Raw genomic sequence first — 20878 nt, forward strand, 5'->3', positions numbered from 1 at the left:
ACCCGTGTGACAAGTTCATGGCAATTCAGGTATTTCAGGGGGAATCGGCTCCATGCGATCCATACGTCCACTGCTCGCCGCGACCGGCCTCGTCGCCGCGCTCGCTCTGACGACGACGGCCTGCGGCCCCGAGGAGGACGGCGCGGCCGCCAAGCCCTCGGCGAGCGCCACGGCCGGCCAGGACGGCGGCGGTTCACTGCCCGGCGGGCTGGCCGACACGCTGAAGAAGCACGGCGTCGACCCGGAGAAGTGGAAGAACGGCGAGTGGAAGAACTGGGACAAGGACAAGTGGCTGCGTGAGGCCAAGGACTTCGTCAACCCGGTCATCGAGGGGCTCTGGAACCCCGACCGGATGAAGTCGGCCAAGGACCCGGCGAAGACGATGGCCGCGGGCGACGTCACCGGCGGCCAGGGCGTCTCCGACCCGGAGCCCAAGCCGGTGCAGGCCGAGCGGGAGAAGACGCCGTACCACAACTACGCGGCCCCGGTCGGCAAGGTGTTCTTCGACTCCCCCGAGGGCTCGATGGTCTGCTCGGGCACGGTCGTCAAGGACCCGCAGAACCCGGGCAGGTCCAACCTGGTGTGGACCGCCGGGCACTGCGTGCACGCCGGTTCGAGCGGCGGCTGGTACCGCAACATCGCCTTCGTGCCCGCGTACAACGACCAGGGCAAGTCCGCCGCCGCGCTGCGGAACGCGCAGCCTCAGGAGGTCGCCCCGTACGGCGCGTACTGGGCGGACTGGGCGACGACGTCCGGCGAGTGGATCAAGGACGGCGGCCCCACCGGCGGCGAGGGCGCCCCGTACGACTACGCGGTGCTGCACGTGAAGCCGGAGCAGGGCACCAAGTCGCTGGAGGAGACCGTGGGCAACGCCCTGGAGGTCGAGTTCAACGCCCCGGAGATCTCGCGGATCAGCGGCATGGGCGCCTGGGGCTACCCGGCCGCTCCCCCGTACGACGGCCTGATCATGCACAAGTGCGTCGACCGCCCGGGCCGGCTCTCGATCAGCCCGAACACCCCGGCGATGTACCGTATCGGCTGCACCATGACCGGCGGCTCCTCCGGCGGCGGCTGGTTCGTCGCGGGCCGGGACGGCAAGTCCGTACTGGTCTCCAACACCTCGATCGGCCCGGTGACCTCGGGCTGGCTCGCCGGTCCCCAGCTGGGCGCGGGCGCGAAGGCCGCCTTCGACGCCACCAGCAAGCGGTTCTCCGGCCGGTAGGTCCTGTCCGCCGAACGGCCCGAAGGCCCGCCCCCGGCAAGGGGCGGGCCTTCGGCTCGTTGTCGGACGGTGCCGTACGGGACGGTCAGTGCGCCACGGCGACGAACGAGGAGAGCTCGGCCGCCAGCTCCTCGTGCACCCGGGCCCGGATCAGCGTGCCCTCCGAGGTGTGCTCCTCGGAGACCAGCTCGCCCTCGGCGTGCACCCGGGAGACCAGTCCGCCCTGGATGTACGGCACGAGCGCCTCGATCTCGACCGACGGCCTCGGCAGCTCGGCGTCGATGAGCTGGAGCAGCTCGTCGATCCCGGCACCGGTGCGCGCCGAGACGGCGATCGCGTGCTTCTCGATGCGCAGCAGCCGCTGGAGCACCAGCGGATCGGCCGCGTCCGCCTTGTTGATCACCACGATCTCGGGCACGTCCACCGCGCCGACCTCGCGGACCACCTCGCGCACCGCGGCGAGCTGCTCCTCCGGCGCCGGATGGGCGCCGTCCACCACGTGCAGGATCAGGTCGGAGTCGCCGACCTCCTCCATCGTGGAACGGAACGCCTCGACGAGGTGGTGCGGCAGATGCCGTACGAACCCGACGGTGTCGGCCAGGGTGTAGACCCGGCCGCTCGGCGTCTCGGCCCGGCGGACGGTGGGGTCCAGGGTGGCGAACAGCGCGTTCTCCACCAGGACGCCCGCCCCGGTCAGCCGGTTGAGCAGGGAGGACTTCCCCGCGTTGGTGTAACCGGCGATGGCGACCGACGGCACCTTGTTGCGCTTGCGCTCCTGGCGCTTGATCTCGCGGCTCGTCTTCAGCTCCGCGATCTCCCGGCGCATCTTCGCCATCTTCTCGCGGATCCGGCGCCGGTCCGTCTCGATCTTGGTCTCACCGGGGCCACGGGTGGCCATGCCCCCGCCGCCGCTGGAGGAACCGCCGCCGCCCATCTGGCGGGAGAGCGACTGACCCCAGCCGCGCAGCCTCGGCAGCATGTACTGCATCTGCGCGAGCGACACCTGAGCCTTCCCCTCGCGGGACTTGGCGTGCTGGGCGAAGATGTCGAGGATCAGGGCGGTCCGGTCGACCACCTTGACCTTGACGACGTCTTCCAGGTGGATCAGCTGGCCGGGGCTGAGCTCACCGTCGCAGACGACGGTGTCGGCCCCGGATTCGAGGACGATGTCACGCAGCTCCAGCGCCTTGCCCGAACCGATGTAGGTGGCCGGGTCGGGCTTGTCGCGGCGCTGGAAGACGGCGTCGAGCACCTGGGCGCCCGCCGTCTCCGCCAGTGCGGCCAGCTCTGCGAGGGAGTTCTCCGCGTCACGCACCGTTCCCGAGGTCCAGACGCCGACCAGCACCACGCGCTCCAGGCGCAGCTGCCGGTACTCGACTTCGGTGACGTCGTCGAGCTCGGTGGAGAGCCCGGCCACACGCCGCAGCGCGGCGCGCTCGGAGCGGTCGAACTGCTCGCCGTCCCGCTCTCCGTCGATCTCGTGGCTCCAGGCGACGTCCTCTTCCATCAGGGCGTCGGCCCGGAGGCCCTCGGTGAGGCTCTCGGTCATGTTCTCCGTAGCGCTCTGCGCGTCCTGCGCGTCCTGGGGAAGGGAAGAAGAGGAGGTCATTGGATCCTTACGTCGTTGGAAACCCGTTGCATCAGTCACAACGCGTGACCCCTTCCGAAGATTCCCGAGGGGGATTCTCCGGTCCGGCCGCCGCGGCGACCCGTCGATAGTGGCACGCGCCGCTCCCGCCGGTCACCCCGTTTACCGGTGCCGGGCCGGGGCGTCGCTGTGCCAGTCCGGGTGGCCCGGCATGGGCGGGGTCTTCGTCCCGTACAGCCAGGCGTCGAGGAACGCGGTCAGGTCGCGGCCCGCGGCGCGCGACGCCAGCCGGACGAAGTCCGTGGTCGCGGCGTCGCCGTCCCGGTGCTCACGCACCCACTCCCGTTCCAGCAGGTCGAAGGCGCGCTCGCCGATCTCCTGGCGCAGCGCGTACAGGACCAGTGCGCTGCCGTCGTACACCACCGGCCGGAAGAGGCTGATCTTCTCTCCGGGGACCGGGGCGTCGGGGCGGGCCGGGGGGCCGCCCGCGGCGCGCCAGCCGTCGGACCGGGTGTAGGCCGCGCGCATCCGGCTCTCCAGGGACGGGCCGCCGTGCTCCCCGGCGTAGCGGGCCTCGTACCAGGTGGCGTGACCCTCGTTCTGCCACAGGTCGGACCAGCGCCGGGGGGCGACGCTGTCGCCGAACCACTGGTGGGCCAGCTCGTGGACCATGATCGAGTCGAGGTACCAGTCGGGGTAGCCGCTGTCGAGGAAGAGGGCCCGCTCGAAGAGCGAGAGCGTCTGGGTCTCCAGCTCGAAGCCGGTACGGGTGTCGGCCACCAGCAGCCCGTACGCCTCGAAGGGGTAGCGGCCGACCTTCTGCTCCATCCACTCCAGCTGGGCGGGGGTCCTGCTGAGCCGGGGTTCGAGCCGCTCGCGGTCGGCGGCGGGCACCACGTCACGGACCGGGAGCCCGTGCGGACCCGTCCGGTGCAGGACGGCGGAGCGCCCGATGGAGACCTGGGCCAGTTCGGTGGCCATGGGGTGGGCGGTGCGGTACGTCCAGGTGGTGTCGGTACCGCGCCGGACCTCCCCGGCGGGCAGTCCGTTGGCCACCACGGTGAGGTCGCGCGGGGCGGTGACCCGGAAGGTGAAGTACGCCTTGTCGGCGGGGTGGTCGTTGCTGGGGAAGACCCGGTGCGCGGCGTCGGCCTGGTTGGCCATCGCCAGTCCGTCGGAGGTGCGCACCCAGCCGCCGCTGTCCTCGGAGCCGGTCGGGTCGCTGGTGTGGCGGACGGTGATCCGGACCGGAACCCCGGCGGGCAGCCGGCCGGCCGGCTGGATGACCAGGTCCTCGTCCTTGAGCGCGAAGTCGGCGCTCAGGCCGTTGACCTCGACGGAACGGACGGTGCCCCGGGTGAAGTCGAGGTTGATCCGGTCCAGCGGCGCGGTGGTCCGGGCGTCGATCCTGGTGACGGCGTCGAGCGGCTTGCTGTTGTCGCCGTGGTAGGCGAACGAGATGTCGTAGGAGCGGACGTCGTAGCCGGGGTTGCCGAGCTCGGGGAAGAGCGGGTCCCCGATGCCGAGCGGCACGGGTGAGGGGAGGGTGGCTGCGACCAGGGTGGCGGATGCGGCGGCCAGCAGGACGGCCCGCAGCCGGCGGGAGATGAACGGCATGGACTACCGCTACCAGCGACTCCCCGCCGGACAGGCGCGGCGCGCGCCGCGCCACCCGAATGAGAACGGTGTGGCGGATGGCGGCGGGCCCGGGCCGTTCCTTTTCGGATCGGGCCGGCTCCGGACCCCGCGGGCCCCGCACGATCCGGACGGAACGGCCCGGGGCGTTCCGTCCGGGTCAGACCGTGGCGGGTCGGTGGGCGCGGCTCACGTCGTACACCCCGGGCACCTCGCGCATCGCGCGCATCAGGGCCGGGAGCCCGGCCGTGTCGGGCAGTTCCAGGGTGTAGGTGTGGCGGACCCGCTGTTCGCTGGGGGGCTCCACGGTGGCGGAGACGATGGCCGCCCCGGCGGTGGCGATCGCCTCGGTGAGGTCGGCGAGCAGCCGGGGGCGGCCGAAGGACTCGGCGACCAGAGTGACCCGGCAGTCGGTGGCCTCGCCCCAGCTCACCCCGACCGGCGTCCGCCCGGCGGACCGCATGCGGGTGACGGCGGAGCAGGCCTGCCGGTGGACGGTGACCGCGCCGCCGTGCACGACGAAGCCGGTGACGGCGTCGGGGGGCGCGGGGGTGCAGCAGCCCGCGATCCGTACGGAGGCGTCCGGCCGGTCGGTCACGGTGGGCGCGGCACCGGCGGGCTCGGCGAACGCGGTGGTCCGGGCGTGGCCCGTCGGCTGTCCGGCGCCGGTCCGCTCGGGACGGGAGCCGTGCGGGGCGCGGGTGTCCTCGGGGTGGGTGTCCAGCCAGCCGCTGATGGCGATGCGGGCGGCGGGGGTGCGGGCGTGGTCGAGCCAGTCAGGCGAGGGGGCCGACGCGGCGTCCTCGGCGAGGAGCGGCTGCACGGTGTCGCCGTCGTGGAGCACGGTGCCGAGGGTGGCCAGCCGGCCGTTGACCCGGGCGCCGATGCAGTGGTGGGCGGCGTCGCCGTACTGGGCGTAGGCGGCGTCGACGCAGCTGGCTCCGGCGGGGAGCCCGAGCGTGCCGCCGTCGGTCCGGAAGACGGTGATCTCGCGGTCCTGGGCCAGGTCGGCGCGGAGCGTGGTCCAGAAGGTGTCGGGGTCGGGGGCGGACTGCTGCCATTCGAGGAGGCGGGAGAGCCAGCCGGGGCGGGTGGGGTCGGCGCGCTCCCCGTCGGCGGGTTCGGCCCCCTGGGAGGCGGGGGCGCCGTCGGAGGCGTACGGATTGCCGAGGGCGATGACGCCGGCCTCGGCGACCGTGTGCATGCGGTGGGTGCGGATGAGGATCTCGGCGACCGCTCCGTCCGGACCGACGACGGCGGTGTGCAGGGACTGGTACAGGTTGAACTTGGGGGCGGCGACGAAGTCCTTGAACTCGGAGATCACCGGGGTGAAGCAGGTGTGCAGCTCGCCGAGGACCGCGTAGCAGTCGGCGTCCTCCCCGACGAGGACCAGGAGCCGGCCGAAGTCGGTGCCGCGCAGTTCGCCGCGCTTGGCCCCGACCCGGTGCACGGAGACGAAGTGACGCGGACGGATGAGGACTTCGGCCGGAATACCGGCCTCGCGCAGCACCGCCGTGACGTTCTCCGAGATGGCGGTGAGCGGATCCTGACGGTCCGTCGCGGAGCCGTCCCCGTGGGCCGCGGCGGCGATCAGTTCGCGGGTCCGCTCGTACTCCTCGGGGTGGAGGATCGCGAAGACCAGGTCCTCCAGCTCGGTCTTGAGGGCCTGCACCCCGAGCCGTTCGGCCAACGGGATCAGTACGTCCCGGGTGACCTTGGCGATCCTTGCCTGTTTCTCGGGGCGCATCACGCCGAGGGTGCGCATGTTGTGCAGCCGGTCGGCGAGCTTGATCGACATGACCCGGACGTCGTCCCCGGTGGCGACCAGCATCTTGCGGAAGGTCTCCGGCTCGGCGGCCGCCCCGTAGTCGACCTTCTCCAGCTTGGTGACACCGTCGACGAGGTAGCGGACCTCGTCGCCGAACTGCTCCTGGACCTGATCGAGGGTCACCTCGGTGTCCTCGACGGTGTCGTGGAGGAGCGAGGCGGTGAGCGTCGTGGTCTCGGCGCCGAGCTGGGCGAGGATCAGCGTGACCGCGAGCGGGTGCGTGATGTACGGCTCGCCGCTCTTGCGCGTCTGGCCCCGGTGCGAGGACTCGGCGAGTACGTAGGCCCGGTGCAGGATCGAGAGGTCGGCGTCCGGGTGGTGGGCCCGGTGGGTCTCCGCCACATGGCCGATGGCGTCGGGCAGCCGGTCGCGGGAGGTGGAGCCGCGCAGTGCGACCCGGCCCAGCCTGCGCAGGTCGATCCGGGGGCGAGCCCGTCTGCGGATGGGAGCACCTGGGCTGGCGGCCTCTGCACTCATGGGGGGGGCACCTCCGGCGACGTCGACCGGCGGCGGGAGGGCGCGGTCGCGTCTCCGGGCCGGTGCTTGATGCTATCGAGCCCACCACGTGGCGGAGTCCCGCTCTCGCCCAGCGTGAAACGGATCACCCATTCGAGCGAAGATCCAAAGCCCGTTGTTTGGTCCGGACCGGGCTCCCGCGCCCATCGGTCAGCCGGTCAGTGCCTCGTACCAGGCGGGGTCGAGGTGCCCCTCGGCGACGATCTCGGCCGGTCCGGTCATCTCGATCTCTCCGTCCGGCAGCTCGGTGATCACGAGCGTGCCGCCGGGGAGGTCGACGGTGTACGTGGCCGGGGTGCCGGTCAGCGCGGGGTCGGCGCCGTCCCTGCGGGCCGCGGCGACGGCCACGGCGCAGGCGCCCGTGCCGCAGGAGCGGGTCTCGCCGGAGCCGCGCTCGTGGACCCGCATGGCGACGTGGCGCGGCCCGCGGTCCACCACGAACTCGATGTTCACGCCCTCGGGGTAGACCGCCGCGGGGCTGTAGGGCGGCACGGAGAGCAGGTCGCCGGCGTGGGCCAGGTCCTCGACGAAGGCGACCGCGTGGGGGTTGCCCATGTTCACGTTGCGGGCGGGCCAGCTGCGGCCGCCGAGGGTGACGGTGACCCCGTCCCCGGGCAGCAGCGCGCGCCCCATGGAGACCGTGATGGCGCCGTCCTTGGCGATGTGGACCCGCTTGACGCCGCCCCGGGTCGCCACGGCGAGGTCGCCCGCCCCGGTGTGTCCGGCGCGCTGGAGGTAGTGGGCGAAGACCCGTACCCCGTTGCCGCACATCTCGGCGATCGAGCCGTCGGCGTTGCGGTAGTCCATGAACCACTCGGCCTCGTCCGCCATGCCCCGCGCCTCGGGGTGCGCGGCGGACCGTACGACGTGCAGCACCCCGTCGCCGCCGATTCCGGCGCGGCGGTCGCAGAGCCGGGCGACCGCGGCGGCGGGCAGGTCGATCCCGTTGTCCGGGTCGGGGATGATCACGAAGTCGTTCTCGGTGCCGTGACCCTTGAGGAAGGCGATCTGCGAGGTGCTCACGGGAGCAACTGTACGGAACGGGGGCGGGTGCCGGCCTCCCGGCCCTCGGGAGGCCGGGGCGCAGGTCAGCGCAGTCGGGCCACGCGCCAGACCGCCAGCGCGACCAGCGTGCCGCAGACGACCACGTACAGGGCGACCACCCGCCAGTCGGACCGCTCGCCGGAGCCGCGCTGCGCCAGCCCCGGCCAGGTGTACCCCACCCGGCGGGCGGCCATCATGCCCCAGCCCGCGGCGCAGCAGCTGATCAGGAGGCCGAGCATGGCCACGACCGCGCCGCCGTCGCCGAACTCGAAGGCCAGCGGGAAGGCGAACATCAGCGAGCCCACCGCGGCGAGCATCACGATCGGGGCCAGCTGCCAGATGCGCAGCCGGCGCGCGGGCCGCAGCTCGACCTCGACCTCGGGGGCCACCTCGAGCTCGTCCGGCCCGTCGGGGCTCAGACCCGCCGCTCCGTGCAGCGCGTCCGGTACGTCCTGTTCAGTGTCGTGAGGGCCGGCCTCCATCGCCACGCGCCCTCCCAACTCGGACTCCACTGGTCGATCGATGCTCGATGATGGCACGCTCCGGGGCACCGAAATGACGGCCAGGGCTTCCCGATGCCATCACGTGATCAGGCTGTAACCGCTCGTTCGACCAACGCCAGCGCCCGGTCCGGGAGTTCCCCGCGGTCCTCGGCCCCGCCGCCCAGCCAGTGGACCCGCGGGTCGCGGCGGAACCACGAATCCTGTCGGCGGGCGAACCGCTTGGTGGCGCGGACGGTCTCGGTCCGCGCCTCGTCCTCGGTGCACTCCCCGGCCAGCGCGGCGAGCACCTGCTGGTAGCCCAGGGCCCGGGAGGCGGTCCGCCCCTCGCGCAGCCCGCGGGCCTCCAGGGCCCGCACCTCGGCCACGAGTCCGGCCTCCCACATCCGGTCGACCCTGAGGGTGATCCGTTCGTCGAGTTCGGGGCGGGCGACGTCGACGCCGATCTGGACGGTGTCGTAGACCGGTTCCTCGCCGGGGAGGTTGGCGGTGAAGGGTTTGCCGGTGATCTCGATGACTTCGAGGGCCCGGACGATGCGGCGGCCGTTGCTCGGCAGGATGGCGCGGCCCGCCCCGGGGTCGGCGGCGGCGAGGCGGGCGTGCAGGGCGCCGGGGCCGCGCTCGGCCAGTTCGGCCTCCAGGGCGGCCCGGATCCCCGGATCCGTACCGGGGAACTCCAGGGCGTCGATGGCGCCCTTCACGTAGAGGCCGGAGCCGCCGACCAGGACGGGGGTGCGGCCGGCGGCGAGCAGCCGGTCGATCTCGGTACGGGCCAGCCGCTGGTACTCGGCGACGCTGGCGGCCTCGGTGACGTCCCAGATGTCCAGCAGGTGGTGCGGGACGGAGCCGCGCTCGGCGGGGGTCAGCTTCGCGGTGCCGATGTCCATGCCCCGGTAGAGCTGCATGGAGTCGGCGTTGACGACCTCGCCGTCGAGCTGCTGGGCGAGGAAGACGCCCAGGTCGGACTTTCCGGCGGCCGTGGGGCCGACGACGGTGATGACCCGCGGGGCGGGAGCTGAGCTTGTCACCGCCACAGTCTCGCAAACCTCCGACCGCATCCCGAACGAGTGCGCTCCGGTCGCTCGTCCCCGCAGCCCCGGACAACGCGCTCACCTGCGCACACCAGTAGAATGCGGATACGTATGGGTGTTTTTTCACAGTTCCGGAGAAGCACCCGGTCACAGTCCCCCAGCAGAGAAGGTGCCCGATGGGCTTCCTGGACAATTTGAAGGCGAAGCTGGGCCCCGCCAAGGAAAAGGTCGGCGAACTCGCGCAGCAGCACGGGGGCAGGATCGACCAGGGGCTCGAGAAGGCCGCGCGGACGGTCGACGAGAAGACCAAGGGCAAGTACAGCGACAAGATCGAGTCCGGCGCGCAGAAGGCCAAGGACGCGGTCGAGCGCCTGGCCCACAAGAACGAGGGCGGCACCCCGCCCGCCTCCTGAGCCGAGGACCCGACAGGACCGGCGGACGGCCCGGCGGCGGTGGCCCGCCCGGCCGTCCGCCGGTGTGTTCCCCGCCCTCCGGGCTCAGGACCAGGCGGCGACCAGGTAGCCCACGCCGTACGGTGCCTCCTCGCGCAGCAGCCGTCCCGTGAGGCCGGCCCCCCGCGCCGCGCCCGCGAGCACCTGCCAGGGGGCCCGGCCCGCCGCCTTGAGTTCGTGCGCCAGGGCCGCGTCCAGTGCGATCAGCGCCTCGGGGTCGGCCGCGCCCAGCGCACGGGCGGCGGCCGCGTCGAAGGGCTCGGCACGCTCGTCCAGGTAGCCGGGGGCCTTCAGCGTGCGGCTGGCACTGCCGTCGCCCATCACGAGCAGTGCGACCCGGTCCGCCCGGGCGGACAGCTCCCGCCCGGCGTCCACGCAGCGGCCGGTCTCCAGCCGCTCCTCCACCCCCAGGCCCTCGACCGGCCCGCCCGTCCACTCCGCCCGGGACAGCAGCCAGGCGCCGACCGCCAGGGACGGCGGGAGCGACGGGGACGCGCCCTCGCCCGCATCGCGTCCCAGCCGCACGCCCAGGTCGACGCCGAAGCCGCGGAAGCTGCCGGTGGTCCCTTCCGCGTGCGGGCCGCGCCCCGACGGGCCGGCGGGCCCGACCACGACCAGCAGGTCGGGGCGGGCGGCGGCGAGCACGCCGACGGCCTCGGCGCAGGCGTCCCGTACGGCATCGAGCTCGGGGGCGGCTCCGGCGGCGACCTCGGGCACCAGCAGGGGCGGGCAGGGGCAGACTGCGGCGGCGACAAGCATGGGGGGCAGCGTACTGCGTGGCCCCGGGGCTCCGCCGCCGCGTCCCTCCGGGTCAGTCGCAGCCGCAGCCGGGGGCCGCGGCGGGCAGCGGCGCGGGGGCCCCGATGCCCGGCAGCCCGAGCATCACTCCGGCGGGCTTGGCGGCCTCGGCGGCGTTGCGCTTCTCCCAGGCGTCCCCGGCGCGGGTGCGCCGCACGGCGGCCGGGGCGCCCTCGGCGAGCAGGTGGTGCGGGGCGGCGTAGGTGATCTCGACGGTCACCACGTCGCCGGGGCGCACCTCCTCGTCCGGCTTGGTGAAGTGGACCAGGCGGTTGTCGGGGGCACGGCCGGAGAGGCGGTGGGTGGCGCCGTCCTTGCGGCCCTCGCCCTCCGCGACCATGACCTCCAGGGTCCGGCCGATCTGCTTCTTGTTCTCCTCCCAGGAGATCTCCTCCTGGAGCGCCGACAGCCGCATGTAGCGCTCCTGCACGACCTCCTTGGGGATCTGGTCCGCCATCTCGGCGGCGGGCGTCCCGGGGCGCTTGGAGTACTGGAAGGTGAAGGCGTTGGCGAACCGCGCCTCGCGGACCGTGTGCATGGTCTGCTCGAAGTCCTCCTCGGTCTCGCCGGGGAAGCCCACGATGATGTCGGTGGAGATGGCGGCGTCCGGCATCGCGGCGCGCACCTTCTCGATGATGCCCAGGAAGCGTTCCTGCCGGTAGGAGCGGCGCATCGCCTTGAGGACGGTGTCGGAGCCCGACTGGAGCGGCATGTGGAGCTGCGGCATCACGTTCGGGGTCTCGGCCATCGCCGCGATCACGTCGTCCGTGAAGTCGCGGGGGTGCGGCGAGGTGAAGCGGACCCGCTCCAGCCCCTCGATCCGCCCGCAGGCGCGGAGCAGCTTGGAGAACGCCTCGCGGTCGCCGATGTCGGAGCCGTACGCGTTCACGTTCTGGCCGAGCAGGGTGATCTCCGAGACGCCCTCGGCGACCAGGGCCTCGATCTCGGCGAGGATGTCGCCGGTGCGGCGGTCCTTCTCCTTGCCGCGGAGCGCGGGGACGATACAGAAGGTGCAGGTGTTGTTGCAGCCGACGGAGATCGAGACCCACGCCGCGTACGCGGACTCGCGGCGGGTGGGGAGCGTGGAGGGGAACGCCTCCAGGGATTCGGCGATCTCGATCTGCGCCTCCTCCTGGATGCGGGCGCGCTCCAGCAGCACGGGCAGCTTGCCGATGTTGTGCGTGCCGAAGACGACGTCGACCCAGGGGGCCCGCTGGACGATGGTGTCGCGGTCCTTCTGCGCCAGGCAGCCGCCGACGGCGATCTGCATGCCGGGGCGCCTGGTCTTCATCGGAGCGAGGCGGCCGAGGTTCCCGTAGAGCTTGTTGTCGGCGTTCTCCCGGACCGCGCAGGTGTTGAAGACGACGACGTCGGCGTCGCCGTCCGAGCCCTCGGCGGCCCGTACGTACCCGGCGCCCTCCAGCAGCCCGGACAGCCGCTCGGAGTCGTGGACGTTCATCTGGCACCCGTAGGTGCGCACCTCGTACGTCTTCAAACCGTCCACTACTCCACCAGCCACGTCGTTGCCGCTCACCCGTCAAGGGTAAGGGCTGCGCCGACCGCCCCCGTGTGGGATACCCGGCCGCCGGGCGACGGCCCTGGTCATCGCGGGGACGGGCTGGCAGGATCGCGCCATGCTCCAGGCCCTCTCCCGCGTCGGCGGACGACGTGTTCTCCAGGCGTGCGCCGCCGTCGTCGTCGTGTCCGGGCTGCTGCTGTGGTGGCTGGCGCCGTTCGGGACGCCCGCGCCGACCGGCACGCTGACCTTCAGCACCGGTGTGCGCAGCGGCGTCTACCAGCGCTACGGCGAGCGTCTGATGGGGGACCTCGCCCGCGACCTGCCCAAGGTGTCGATAGAACTGCAGACCAGCGAGGGTTCGCAGCAGAACATCGCGCGGGTGGCGACCGGCCGGGCGGACTTCACCATCGCCACCGCCGACGCCCTCGCCACCTATCTGCGTGACGGCAAGCCCGGCGCCAACACGCTGCGGGGCTGTGTGCGGCTGTACGACGACTACATCCAGCTGGTCGTGCCGCGCGACTCCGATGTGCGCCGGGTCGCCGATCTGCGCGGCAAGCGGGTCGGGGTGGGGCAGGAGGGCTCGGGGGTCCGGCTGGTCGCCGACCGGCTGATGACGGCGGCGGGGCTCGACCCCGCGCACGACGTGACGCCGGTGCCCTCGGGCATCGACACCATGCCCGCGGAGCTGGAGAGCGGGCGGCTGGAGGCCTTCTTCTGGTCCGGCGGGCTGCCCACCACCGCCGTGCAGGAGCTGTCGAACAGGTACCGGATCCGGCTGGTGCCGCTGGAGGCCGCGCTGGTCAAGGAGCTCCAGGCGGCGGGCGGCTCCGCGCGCTACTACCGTTCGGCCACAATGCCCGCCGACGCGTACCGCAATGTCCAGCAGGGCCAGGCGGTGCCGACGGTCGCGGTCGCCAATGTGCTGGTGACCACGGAGCGTTCGAACGCGGCGCTGACCGAGGCGTTCACCCGGACCGTGATCGACAGCCGGGACCGGATCGGGCGCGAGGTGCACGCGGCGCAGCTGGTGGACCTGCGGACCGCGATCTACACCGATCCGCTGCCGCTGCACGAGGGTGCCAGCCGCTACTACCGCTCGGTCAAGCCCTGACCCGGCTCAGGACCTGTCGTTCGGGCCGTTGCGGGGCACCGTGACCGTCACGCGCAGCCCGTGCGGTGCGTTGGCCGCGTAGCCGACGGAGCCGCCGCCGGCCGCCAGGAGCGCCTGGGCGATGGAGAGGCCGAGACCGGAGCCCTGGATGTTCTGGTGCCGGGTGCTGCGCCAGAAGCGGTCGCCGATCCGGTCCATCTCCTGCGGGGTGAGGCCGGGGCCGTGGTCGGCGACGACGACCGTGACGGCGTCGGGGCCGGCCGCGACGGTGACGACGACCTCCTCCCTCGCCGGGGTGAACTTCAGGGCGTTGTCGACGATCGCGTCCAGGGCGCTGGAGAGCGCGATGGGGTCCGTCCAGGCGGTGACCGCGGCCGGGCCGTCCACCCGGAGCCGTACGCCCTTCTCCTCGGCGACCGGGCGCCAGGACGCGACCCGCTCCGCGGTGAGCGCGCCGATGTCCGTGAGCTGGAGGTCGGCCGCGGCGTGCTCGGCCAGGGCGAGGTCGAGCAGGTCGTCGAGGACCTGGCCCAGGCGCTTGCCCTCGGTGCGCACGGAGGCGATCTCCTCGTTGCCCTCGGGCAGTTCGAGCGCGAGGAGCTCGATCCGCAGCAGCAGCGCGGCGAGGGGGTTGCGCAACTGGTGCGAGGCGTCGGCGACGAAGGCGCGCTGCTGCTCCAGCACGGTCTCGACGTTGTCGGCCATCTCGTTGAACGACCGGGCCAGCCGTCTGAGTTCCGGCGGTCCGCCGGAGGACACCACCCGCGAGCGCATCCGCCCGCTGGCGATGTCGTGGGTGGCCGCGTCCAGGGTCCGCACCGGCAGCAGCACCCAGCCGGTGAGCCGTATCGCGGCGCCCACCGCCACCAGCATCGCGACCGCCTCGCCCGCCGCGATGAGCAGCCAGCCGCGCAGGGTGCGGGCGCGCAGCTCGTCGGTGGGCGAGTCGAGGACCACGACGGCGACGACGTCGCCGTCCCGTACGACGGGTGAGGCGACGACGACCCGGCCGTCCTGCCAGGGCCAGACCTGCGGCGGATCGTGGCTGCGCCGGCCGAGCAGGGCCTCCTTGAACGCCTCGCGCCCCTCCCCCTCGATCGGGAGCTGCCAGGCGGCGGGGGCCTTGGCCATGGCGGAGTCGTCGCGGTAGAAGACCCCGGCGCGGATGCCGTAGACCGCTGCGTAGATGTCGAGTTCGTTGCGCAGGGTGCGGCGGCGCTCGTCGTATCCGGCGCCGCGCTCGGTGATGAACTGCGCGAGCGCGGCGAACCGCGCCGTGTCGTCGATGCGGTCGATGACGACCCGCTGCTGCTGGGCCGCCGCCACGCTCACGGCCAGCGGGAAGCCGAGGGCGAGCAGCACGGCCGCCATGAGCACGATGAGCAGGGGAAGGAGCCGGGTGCGCACCTGGGACGTACGCCTCTACGCGGACGGGGCGACGAGCCGGTAGCCGACCCCGCGCACCGTCTCGATCAGCGCGGGCAACCGCAGCTTGGACCTCAGGGAGGCCACGTGCACTTCCAGCGTGCGCCCCGTCCCCTCCCAGCTGGTCCGCCACACCTCGCTGATGATCTGCTCCCGGCGGAACACCACGCCGGGCCGCTGGGCGAGCAGCGCGAGCAGGTCGAACTCCTTGCGGGTGAGCTGGACCTCGGCCCCGTCGACGCTGACCCGTCGGGTCGGCAGCTCGATCCGCACATGGCCCAGGAGCAGTGCGGCGACGGGCGTCGAGGCGGTGTCCTCGCCGCTGGTCTTGCGCCGGCTGACGGCGTGGATGCGGGCGAGGAGTTCGCCGGTGTCGTACGGCTTGACGACGTAGTCGTCGGCGCCGAGGTTGAGGCCGTGGATGCGCGAGCGCACGTCGGAGCGGGCGGTCACCATGATGACCGGGGTGGAGGTCCGCTTGCGGATCTTCCCGCACACCTCGTAGCCGTCCTGGTCGGGCAGGCCGAGGTCGAGGAGGACCACGCCGAACGGCTCCGTCTCGGGGGGCAGCAGCGCCTGGAGCGCCTCCTCGCCGCTGCGCGCGTGCACGACGCGGAAGCCGTGCCGGGCCAGGATGGCGGAGAGGGCCGCGGCGACGTGGTTGTCGTCCTCGACGAGCAGCAGTCTCACGGGCCTCCTCCTTCGGGTATGCCGATGCGCGGGGTGCCGGTGCGGGCCGGCGGACGATCGGTGCGGTCTCGGTACGTTCCCCGTCACTTCCCCGTACCGGGGTGTTCCACGTCAGGACGTACCAGGGCATCCACTCCGATGAGAGGCTGCCCCGTCAAGGCCCGCCCGCCGCTTCCGGCCATCTGTTATGCAGCCGGTACGCCGGGGAAGCGGCCGGGGGTCGCTCCTTCACGCCCCGTGTCCGTCCGCCCCCGGATCGTTGTCCTCATCGTTATCCTCAATTTCCGCTCAGATGTAATGACGGTGGTAGCACCGCCTCCCTATGGTCCTTCCAACCGAGGAGGACGGAGCAAGAGGCCGATGAGCGGAGATTCAGTCACGAAGGGCGCCGAGGACGCCACGCCCGCGGCGGACGACCTTGTCGTACTGAGCAACATCAACAAGCACTTCGGCGCGCTGCATGTGCTCCAGGACATCGATCTGACCATTGCCCGCGGCGAGGTCGTGGTCGTCATCGGGCCGTCCGGGTCCGGGAAGTCGACGCTGTGCCGCACGATCAACCGCCTGGAGACGGTCGACTCGGGCGCCATCACGATCGACGGCAAGCCGCTGCCCCAGGAGGGCAAGGAGCTGGCGAGGCTGCGTGCCGATGTCGGCATGGTCTTCCAGTCGTTCAATCTCTTCGCGCACAAGACGGTGCTCGAGAACGTGATGCTGGGCCAGATCAAGGTCCGCAGGACCGACAAGAAGGCCGCCGAGGAGAAGGCCCGTTCGCTCCTGGAGCGGGTGGGTGTGGCCACGCAGGCCGACAAGTACCCCGCCCAGCTCTCCGGCGGACAGCAGCAACGTGTGGCCATCGCGCGGGCGTTGGCGATGGACCCGAAGGTGATCCTCTTCGACGAGCCGACGTCGGCGCTCGACCCGGAGATGATCAACGAGGTGCTGGAGGTCATGCAGCAGCTCGCGCGGGACGGCATGACGATGGTCGTCGTCACCCATGAGATGGGCTTCGCGCGCTCGGCCGCGAACCGGGTCGTCTTCATGGCCGACGGAAAGATCGTCGAAGAGGCCACGCCCGACCAGTTCTTCAGCAACCCGCGCAGCGACCGGGCCAAGGACTTCCTGTCGAAGATCCTGCACCACTGATCGCTCCCGCGCCCACCGGCCCCGCACCGGCTGATCACTCACATCGCGTCAACCTAGGGAAATCCACCATGCAGCTTCGTAAGGTCACCGCCGCCTCGGCCGCCGTGCTCGCTCTCGCCGTCACCGCCACCGCCTGTGGTTCCGACAAGGACGGCGGCTCGGGCGACAGCAAAAAGATCACCATCGGCATCAAGATCGACCAGCCCGGCCTCGGCCTGAAGACCCCGGACGGCAAGTACACCGGTTTCGACGTCGACGTCGCCACGTACGTCGCCAAGGAGCTCGGCTACGACGCCAAGGACATCGTCTTCAAGGAGACCAAGAGCGCCGACCGCGAGACCGCGATCGACCGCGGTGACGTGAAGTTCATCGCCGCCTCCTACTCGATCAACGACGAGCGTCTGAAGAAGGTCGACTTCGCGGGCCCGTACCTCCTCGCCCACCAGGACATCCTGGTCCGCGCCGACGACGACTCGATCAAGTCGCCCGCCGACCTGAACAACAAGAAGCTGTGCTCGGTCACCGGCTCGACCTCCGCGCAGAACGTCCACGACAAGCTGGCGCCGAAGGCCCAGCTCCAGGAGTACGGCGGCTACTCGGAGTGCCTGACCGGCCTGGAGAACAAGGTCATCGACGCCCTGACGACCGATGACAGCATCCTGGCGGGCTACGCCTCGCAGAAGGAGTTCCAGGGCAAGTTCAAGCTGGCCGGCTTCAAGATGACCAACGAGAACTACGGCATCGGTCTGAAGAAGGGCGACGCCGACCTCAAGAAGAAGATCAACGACGCGCTCACCAAGATGGTCTCGGACGGTTCGTGGGACAAGGCCGTGAAGGACAACTTCGGCCCGGCGAACTACAAGAACGAGCCCGCCCCGAAGATCGGCAACATCGTCAAGTGATGCAGGGCTGACCGGGCGCGCCGTCCCTGAACGGCGGCGCGCCGTGCCCTCCGACACGCGGAAGCGCGGGAGATCGTGTTCGACTTTCTTGAAGGTTATGACCTGCTGGGGGCCTTCTGGGTGACGGTGCAGCTCACCGTCCTCTCCGCCCTCGGCGCCCTGATATGGGGAACGCTACTGGCCGGAATGAAGGTCAGCCCGGTCCCCCTGATGCGCGGCTTCGCCACCGCGTACGTGAACGTGGTCCGGAACATTCCGCTGACCGTGCTCATCGTGTTCTCGTCGCTCGGGCTGTACCAGACGCTGGCCATCTCGCTCGGTGCCGACACCGTCGACACCATCAACTTCCGGCTGGCCGTGCTCGCCCTGGTCGCCTACACGGCCGCCTTCGTCTGCGAGGCGCTGCGCTCCGGCATCAACACCGTGCCGGTCGGCCAGGCCGAGGCCGCGCGTGCGCTCGGGCTGAGCTTCACCCAGGTACTGCGGCTGATCATTCTTCCCCAGGCGTTCCGTGCGGTGGTCAATCCGTTGTCCAACGTACTGATCGCGCTGACGAAGAACACCACGGTCGCCTCCGCGATCGGCGTCGCCGAGGCCTCGTACCTGATGAAGGGCATGATCGAGAACGAGGCCCAGCTGATCCTTATCTCGCTGGTCTTCGCGTTCGGCTTCGTCGTCCTGACCCTCCCGACCGGCCTGATCCTCGGCTGGGTGAGCAAGAAGGTGGCGGTGAAGCGATGAGCTCCGTCCTCTACGACGCCCAGGGGCCGCGCGCCAAGCAGCGCAACATCCTCTACACGGTGCTGTTCGTGCTGGCCGCCGCAGCCGTGGTGTGGTGGGTCTACACCAGCCTGGACGAGAAGCACCAGCTCGACTGGATCAAGTGGAAGCCCTTCTTCACCAGCATCCAGCCGTGGGAGACGTACATCTGGCCGGGGCTCCAGAACACGCTCAAGGCGGCGTTCTTCGCCCTGCTCATCGCACTGCCGCTGGGTGCCCTGTTCGGTGTGGGCCGACTGTCGGACCACCGCTGGGTACGGGTTCCGGCCGGAATCGTCGTGGAGCTCTTCCGCGCCGTGCCGGTGCTGATCCTGATGATCGTGGCGAACGCGGTGTACGCGGAGTACACCACCATCGACACCGATGTGCGCCCGCTGTACGCCGTGGTGACCGGTCTGGTGCTGTACAACTTCTCGGTGCTCGCCGAGATCGTGCGGGCCGGGATCGAGACCCTGCCCAAGGGCCAGGCGGAGGCCGCCAAGGCCCTCGGCATGCGCAAGAGCCAGATCATGATGTCCGTGCTGCTTCCGCAGGCGGTGACGGCCATGCTGCCGGCGATCGTCAGCCAGCTCGTCGTCATCATGAAGGACACCGCGCTCGGCGGCGCCATGATGACCTTCAGTGAGCTGCTGGCCTCGGTCCGTCCGATGAGCGCGAACTACGGTGCCAACACCATCGCGTGCTTCACGATCGTCGCGGTGATCTTCGTACTGGTGAACTTCGCGCTCACCTCCTTCGCCGGCTGGCTGGAGCGGTGGCTCCGGCGCGCGAAGAAGAACAAGGGCACCGCGCCGGGGGGCGCGTCCCCGACTGTCGGCGAGCCGTCGCTCATCGCCGACGAAGGACACGCAGCCTGACGTTCCGTCGTGTGCTGTGCCCGAGGGGCGGTGGCCGGTCGGCCGCCGCCCCTCTGCGCCGTCCGGTGTCGCTTGACGCGGGAACCGGCAGTAGGTTGCATACGTTCTGTGATCGCGCCCCCCGCACCCGCCGCCACACGTCCGCCGCCGCCCGCCGACCCCGTTCCCCGCGCATTCCCGGCACCGTCCGTACGGATCCGAGGAGGCGCGCCGTGGAGCCGGTGATCGTCGTCGGCGCCGGGCCGGTCGGCCTCGCGCTGTCGCTGGCGCTCGCGGCGCAGGGGGTGCGCTGTGTGCTGCTCGACGAGGACGCGGGCAAGGACGAGACCCGGCCCGCGCGCACCGTGGTGCTGCGCGAGGACACCGCCGCACTGGTGGAGCGGCTGGGCTGCAAGGCGCTGGAGCAGGAGGGCCTGCGCTGGTCGGGGTGGCGGTCGATGCGCCGCAAGCAGCTGGTGCGCGAGCTGACGCTCGGCGAGGCCGCACCCGGGGAGGACAGGATCCCGGCCCCCGTCCATCTGCCGCAGCACGTCCTGACCCGCGGGCTGCGGGACGCGGTCACCGCGCAGGAGCTCGTGCAGGTGGTCCCGTACAGCCGGATCGACACGCTGGAGCAGGACGCGACCGGCGTCACGGTGCACACCAGGGAGCCCAACGCGACCTGGTGGCGCGGGAGTTACCTGGTGGGCTGCGACGGCTCCCGGTCCACCGTCCGCAAGCTCCTCGACATCCGGTTCCCCGGGCGCACGGCGGTGGAGCGGCATGCCGTCGCGGCACTGCGCACCGAACTTCCCTGGCCGGGGCAGGCCGTGCTGCACCGGCTGCCCCCGTGGCGCAGCGGCGGCGACGAGGTGACGGCGCGTCCGCTGCCGGACGGCGTCTGGCGGCTGGACTGGCTGCTTCCGCCGCGCGGCGGACTGGTCACGCCGGACGCCCTGATCACCCGGGTCCGGGACACCCTGGCGGGCTGGTGCGGCGAGACACCGCCGTACGAGTTGCTGGACACGGGCGTGTACACCCTGCACCACCGGCTGGCCCTGCGCTGGCGGGCCGGCCGGGCGTTCCTCGCCGGGGACGCCGCCCATCTGCTGGGCGCGCTGGGCACACAGGGGCTCGACGAGGGGCTGCGCGACGTCGAGAACCTGGCCTGGAAGCTGGCGGAGGCATGGCACCACGGCGCCGGTGACGTGCTGCTCGACAGCTATCAGGCCGAGCGCCGGACCGCGGTCGCCGCCCGGCTGCGCGCCGCGGACCAGTCACTGCCGATACTGCGCGGCGGCGGAGGGCTGCGGACGCTGGTTCCGGGCAGCTCCCGGGGACACGACTCGCTGCTCACCGACGGTCATCTGGGCTGCGGCCCGCTCGGCGCGCCCCCTTCGTACTCCTCTTCACCTCTCGCGCCCGCGCGTACGGAGGCGCACGTCTCCGTACGTACGCCCCCCGGTGCGCCGGTGACCGATGTGCGGGTCACCGCTCCCGACGGCACGACGGCGCGGCTGAGGGAGCGGCTGGGGCAGGGGCGGCTGCTGGTGGTGCTGGTGGCGCCCGGTACCGGAGTGTGGGACCGACGCCACTGGATGACGGCCGGAGTCATGCCCCGCCTGGTCGAGGCCGTAGACGCGCTGCCGATGAAGGGGGAGCTGCTGGTGACCGAGAGCTACCCCGGGGCGTCGGCCCACACCGTCCTGCTGGTGCGGCCGGACGGCCACCTGGTCACGTCGTTCGGCGGCGTGCGGCCGCAGGAGCTCTCCGCGGCGGCGGAGGCGGTACGCGGCGGAGCAATGGCCGACTCCGTACGCCCTGACCAGACTGCGAACATCAATTGACCGCC

At 71.8% G+C, this 20878-nt stretch carries 18 protein-coding genes; 8 read left to right on the plus strand and 10 right to left on the minus strand.

The window, feature by feature from the left end; genetic code table 11:
• Positions 1-52: 52 nt before the first annotated feature.
• Positions 53-1222 carry a trypsin-like serine peptidase gene (locus ACIQGQ_RS28685; RefSeq protein WP_402400830.1) on the plus strand — a complete coding sequence of 390 codons (1170 nt, stop codon included), beginning with the start codon at positions 53-55 and terminating at the stop codon, positions 1220-1222.
• An 85-nt stretch (positions 1223-1307) separates the two neighbouring features.
• Here ACIQGQ_RS28685 and hflX read toward each other — a convergent pair whose 3' ends face one another.
• From hflX to miaA, 6 genes are all read right to left on the minus strand, one after another.
• Positions 1308-2831, minus strand: a complete 1524-nt coding sequence (hflX, locus tag ACIQGQ_RS28690) for a GTPase HflX (RefSeq protein WP_402400832.1) — start codon at positions 2829-2831, stop codon at positions 1308-1310.
• 141 nt (positions 2832-2972) lie between these two features.
• The gene (locus tag ACIQGQ_RS28695) at positions 2973-4427 is read right to left on the minus strand and encodes a M1 family metallopeptidase (protein ID WP_402400834.1); all 1455 of its coding nucleotides are present in this window, start codon (positions 4425-4427) and stop codon (positions 2973-2975) included.
• Between the two features lie 178 nt (positions 4428-4605).
• Positions 4606-6750, minus strand: a complete 2145-nt coding sequence (locus ACIQGQ_RS28700) for a RelA/SpoT family protein (RefSeq protein WP_402400835.1) — start codon at positions 6748-6750, stop codon at positions 4606-4608.
• A gap of 189 nt (positions 6751-6939) precedes the next feature.
• The gene (gene dapF / locus ACIQGQ_RS28705) at positions 6940-7812 is read right to left on the minus strand and encodes a diaminopimelate epimerase (protein ID WP_402400837.1); all 873 of its coding nucleotides are present in this window, start codon (positions 7810-7812) and stop codon (positions 6940-6942) included.
• A 65-nt stretch (positions 7813-7877) separates the two neighbouring features.
• Positions 7878-8315 carry a hypothetical protein gene (locus ACIQGQ_RS28710; RefSeq protein ID WP_402400840.1) on the minus strand — a complete coding sequence of 146 codons (438 nt, stop codon included), beginning with the start codon at positions 8313-8315 and terminating at the stop codon, positions 7878-7880.
• A gap of 107 nt (positions 8316-8422) precedes the next feature.
• A complete protein-coding gene (miaA, locus tag ACIQGQ_RS28715) occupies positions 8423-9361 on the minus strand; it encodes a tRNA (adenosine(37)-N6)-dimethylallyltransferase MiaA (protein WP_402400843.1) in 939 nt (312 codons plus the stop codon).
• A 179-nt stretch (positions 9362-9540) separates the two neighbouring features.
• Between miaA and ACIQGQ_RS28720 the strand changes: the two genes are divergently transcribed.
• A complete protein-coding gene (locus ACIQGQ_RS28720) occupies positions 9541-9777 on the plus strand; it encodes an antitoxin (RefSeq protein ID WP_402400846.1) in 237 nt (78 codons plus the stop codon).
• A gap of 84 nt (positions 9778-9861) precedes the next feature.
• On the opposite strand, the gene ACIQGQ_RS28725 is transcribed toward ACIQGQ_RS28720, so the two are convergent.
• Positions 9862-10575, minus strand: a complete 714-nt coding sequence (locus ACIQGQ_RS28725) for a class III extradiol dioxygenase subunit B-like domain-containing protein (protein WP_402400849.1) — start codon at positions 10573-10575, stop codon at positions 9862-9864.
• Positions 10576-10627: 52 nt separating this feature from the next.
• On the minus strand, positions 10628-12118 hold the full coding sequence (gene miaB, locus ACIQGQ_RS28730; protein WP_402400939.1) for a tRNA (N6-isopentenyl adenosine(37)-C2)-methylthiotransferase MiaB: 1491 nt from the start codon (positions 12116-12118) through the stop codon (positions 10628-10630).
• 130 nt (positions 12119-12248) lie between these two features.
• Here miaB and ACIQGQ_RS28735 point away from each other — a divergent pair, with 130 nt between their 5' ends.
• Positions 12249-13247, plus strand: a complete 999-nt coding sequence (locus ACIQGQ_RS28735) for a TAXI family TRAP transporter solute-binding subunit (RefSeq protein ID WP_402400852.1) — start codon at positions 12249-12251, stop codon at positions 13245-13247.
• Between the two features lie 6 nt (positions 13248-13253).
• Here ACIQGQ_RS28735 and ACIQGQ_RS28740 read toward each other — a convergent pair whose 3' ends face one another.
• Both ACIQGQ_RS28740 and ACIQGQ_RS28745 read right to left on the minus strand, forming a co-directional pair.
• Positions 13254-14654, minus strand: a complete 1401-nt coding sequence (locus tag ACIQGQ_RS28740) for an ATP-binding protein (RefSeq protein WP_402400855.1) — start codon at positions 14652-14654, stop codon at positions 13254-13256.
• Positions 14655-14669: 15 nt separating this feature from the next.
• Positions 14670-15362, minus strand: a complete 693-nt coding sequence (locus tag ACIQGQ_RS28745; protein ID WP_402400858.1) for a response regulator transcription factor — start codon at positions 15360-15362, stop codon at positions 14670-14672.
• A 360-nt stretch (positions 15363-15722) separates the two neighbouring features.
• Here ACIQGQ_RS28745 and ACIQGQ_RS28750 point away from each other — a divergent pair, with 360 nt between their 5' ends.
• The 5 genes from ACIQGQ_RS28750 to ACIQGQ_RS28770 all read left to right on the plus strand — a co-directional run bounded on the left by ACIQGQ_RS28750 (position 15723) and on the right by ACIQGQ_RS28770 (position 20873).
• A complete protein-coding gene (locus ACIQGQ_RS28750; RefSeq protein WP_402400861.1) occupies positions 15723-16508 on the plus strand; it encodes an amino acid ABC transporter ATP-binding protein in 786 nt (261 codons plus the stop codon).
• Positions 16509-16576: 68 nt separating this feature from the next.
• Positions 16577-17410 (plus strand): glutamate ABC transporter substrate-binding protein, encoded by an 834-nt coding sequence (locus ACIQGQ_RS28755; protein WP_402400863.1) that lies wholly within the window; start codon positions 16577-16579, stop codon positions 17408-17410.
• Positions 17411-17485: 75 nt separating this feature from the next.
• Complete coding sequence (locus tag ACIQGQ_RS28760; protein ID WP_352279553.1) at positions 17486-18151, plus strand: amino acid ABC transporter permease; 666 nt, start codon at positions 17486-17488, stop codon at positions 18149-18151.
• Positions 18148-19047 carry an amino acid ABC transporter permease gene (locus ACIQGQ_RS28765; protein WP_402400867.1) on the plus strand — a complete coding sequence of 300 codons (900 nt, stop codon included), beginning with the start codon at positions 18148-18150 and terminating at the stop codon, positions 19045-19047. Before ACIQGQ_RS28760 ends, ACIQGQ_RS28765 begins: the two co-directional genes overlap by 4 nt.
• 212 nt (positions 19048-19259) lie before the next feature.
• Positions 19260-20873, plus strand: a complete 1614-nt coding sequence (locus ACIQGQ_RS28770; protein WP_402400870.1) for an FAD-dependent monooxygenase — start codon at positions 19260-19262, stop codon at positions 20871-20873.
• Positions 20874-20878: the final 5 nt, after the last annotated feature.

The sequence above is a fragment of the Streptomyces sp. NPDC092952 genome (assembly GCF_044754785.1).
Taxonomy (GTDB): domain Bacteria; phylum Actinomycetota; class Actinomycetes; order Streptomycetales; family Streptomycetaceae; genus Streptomyces.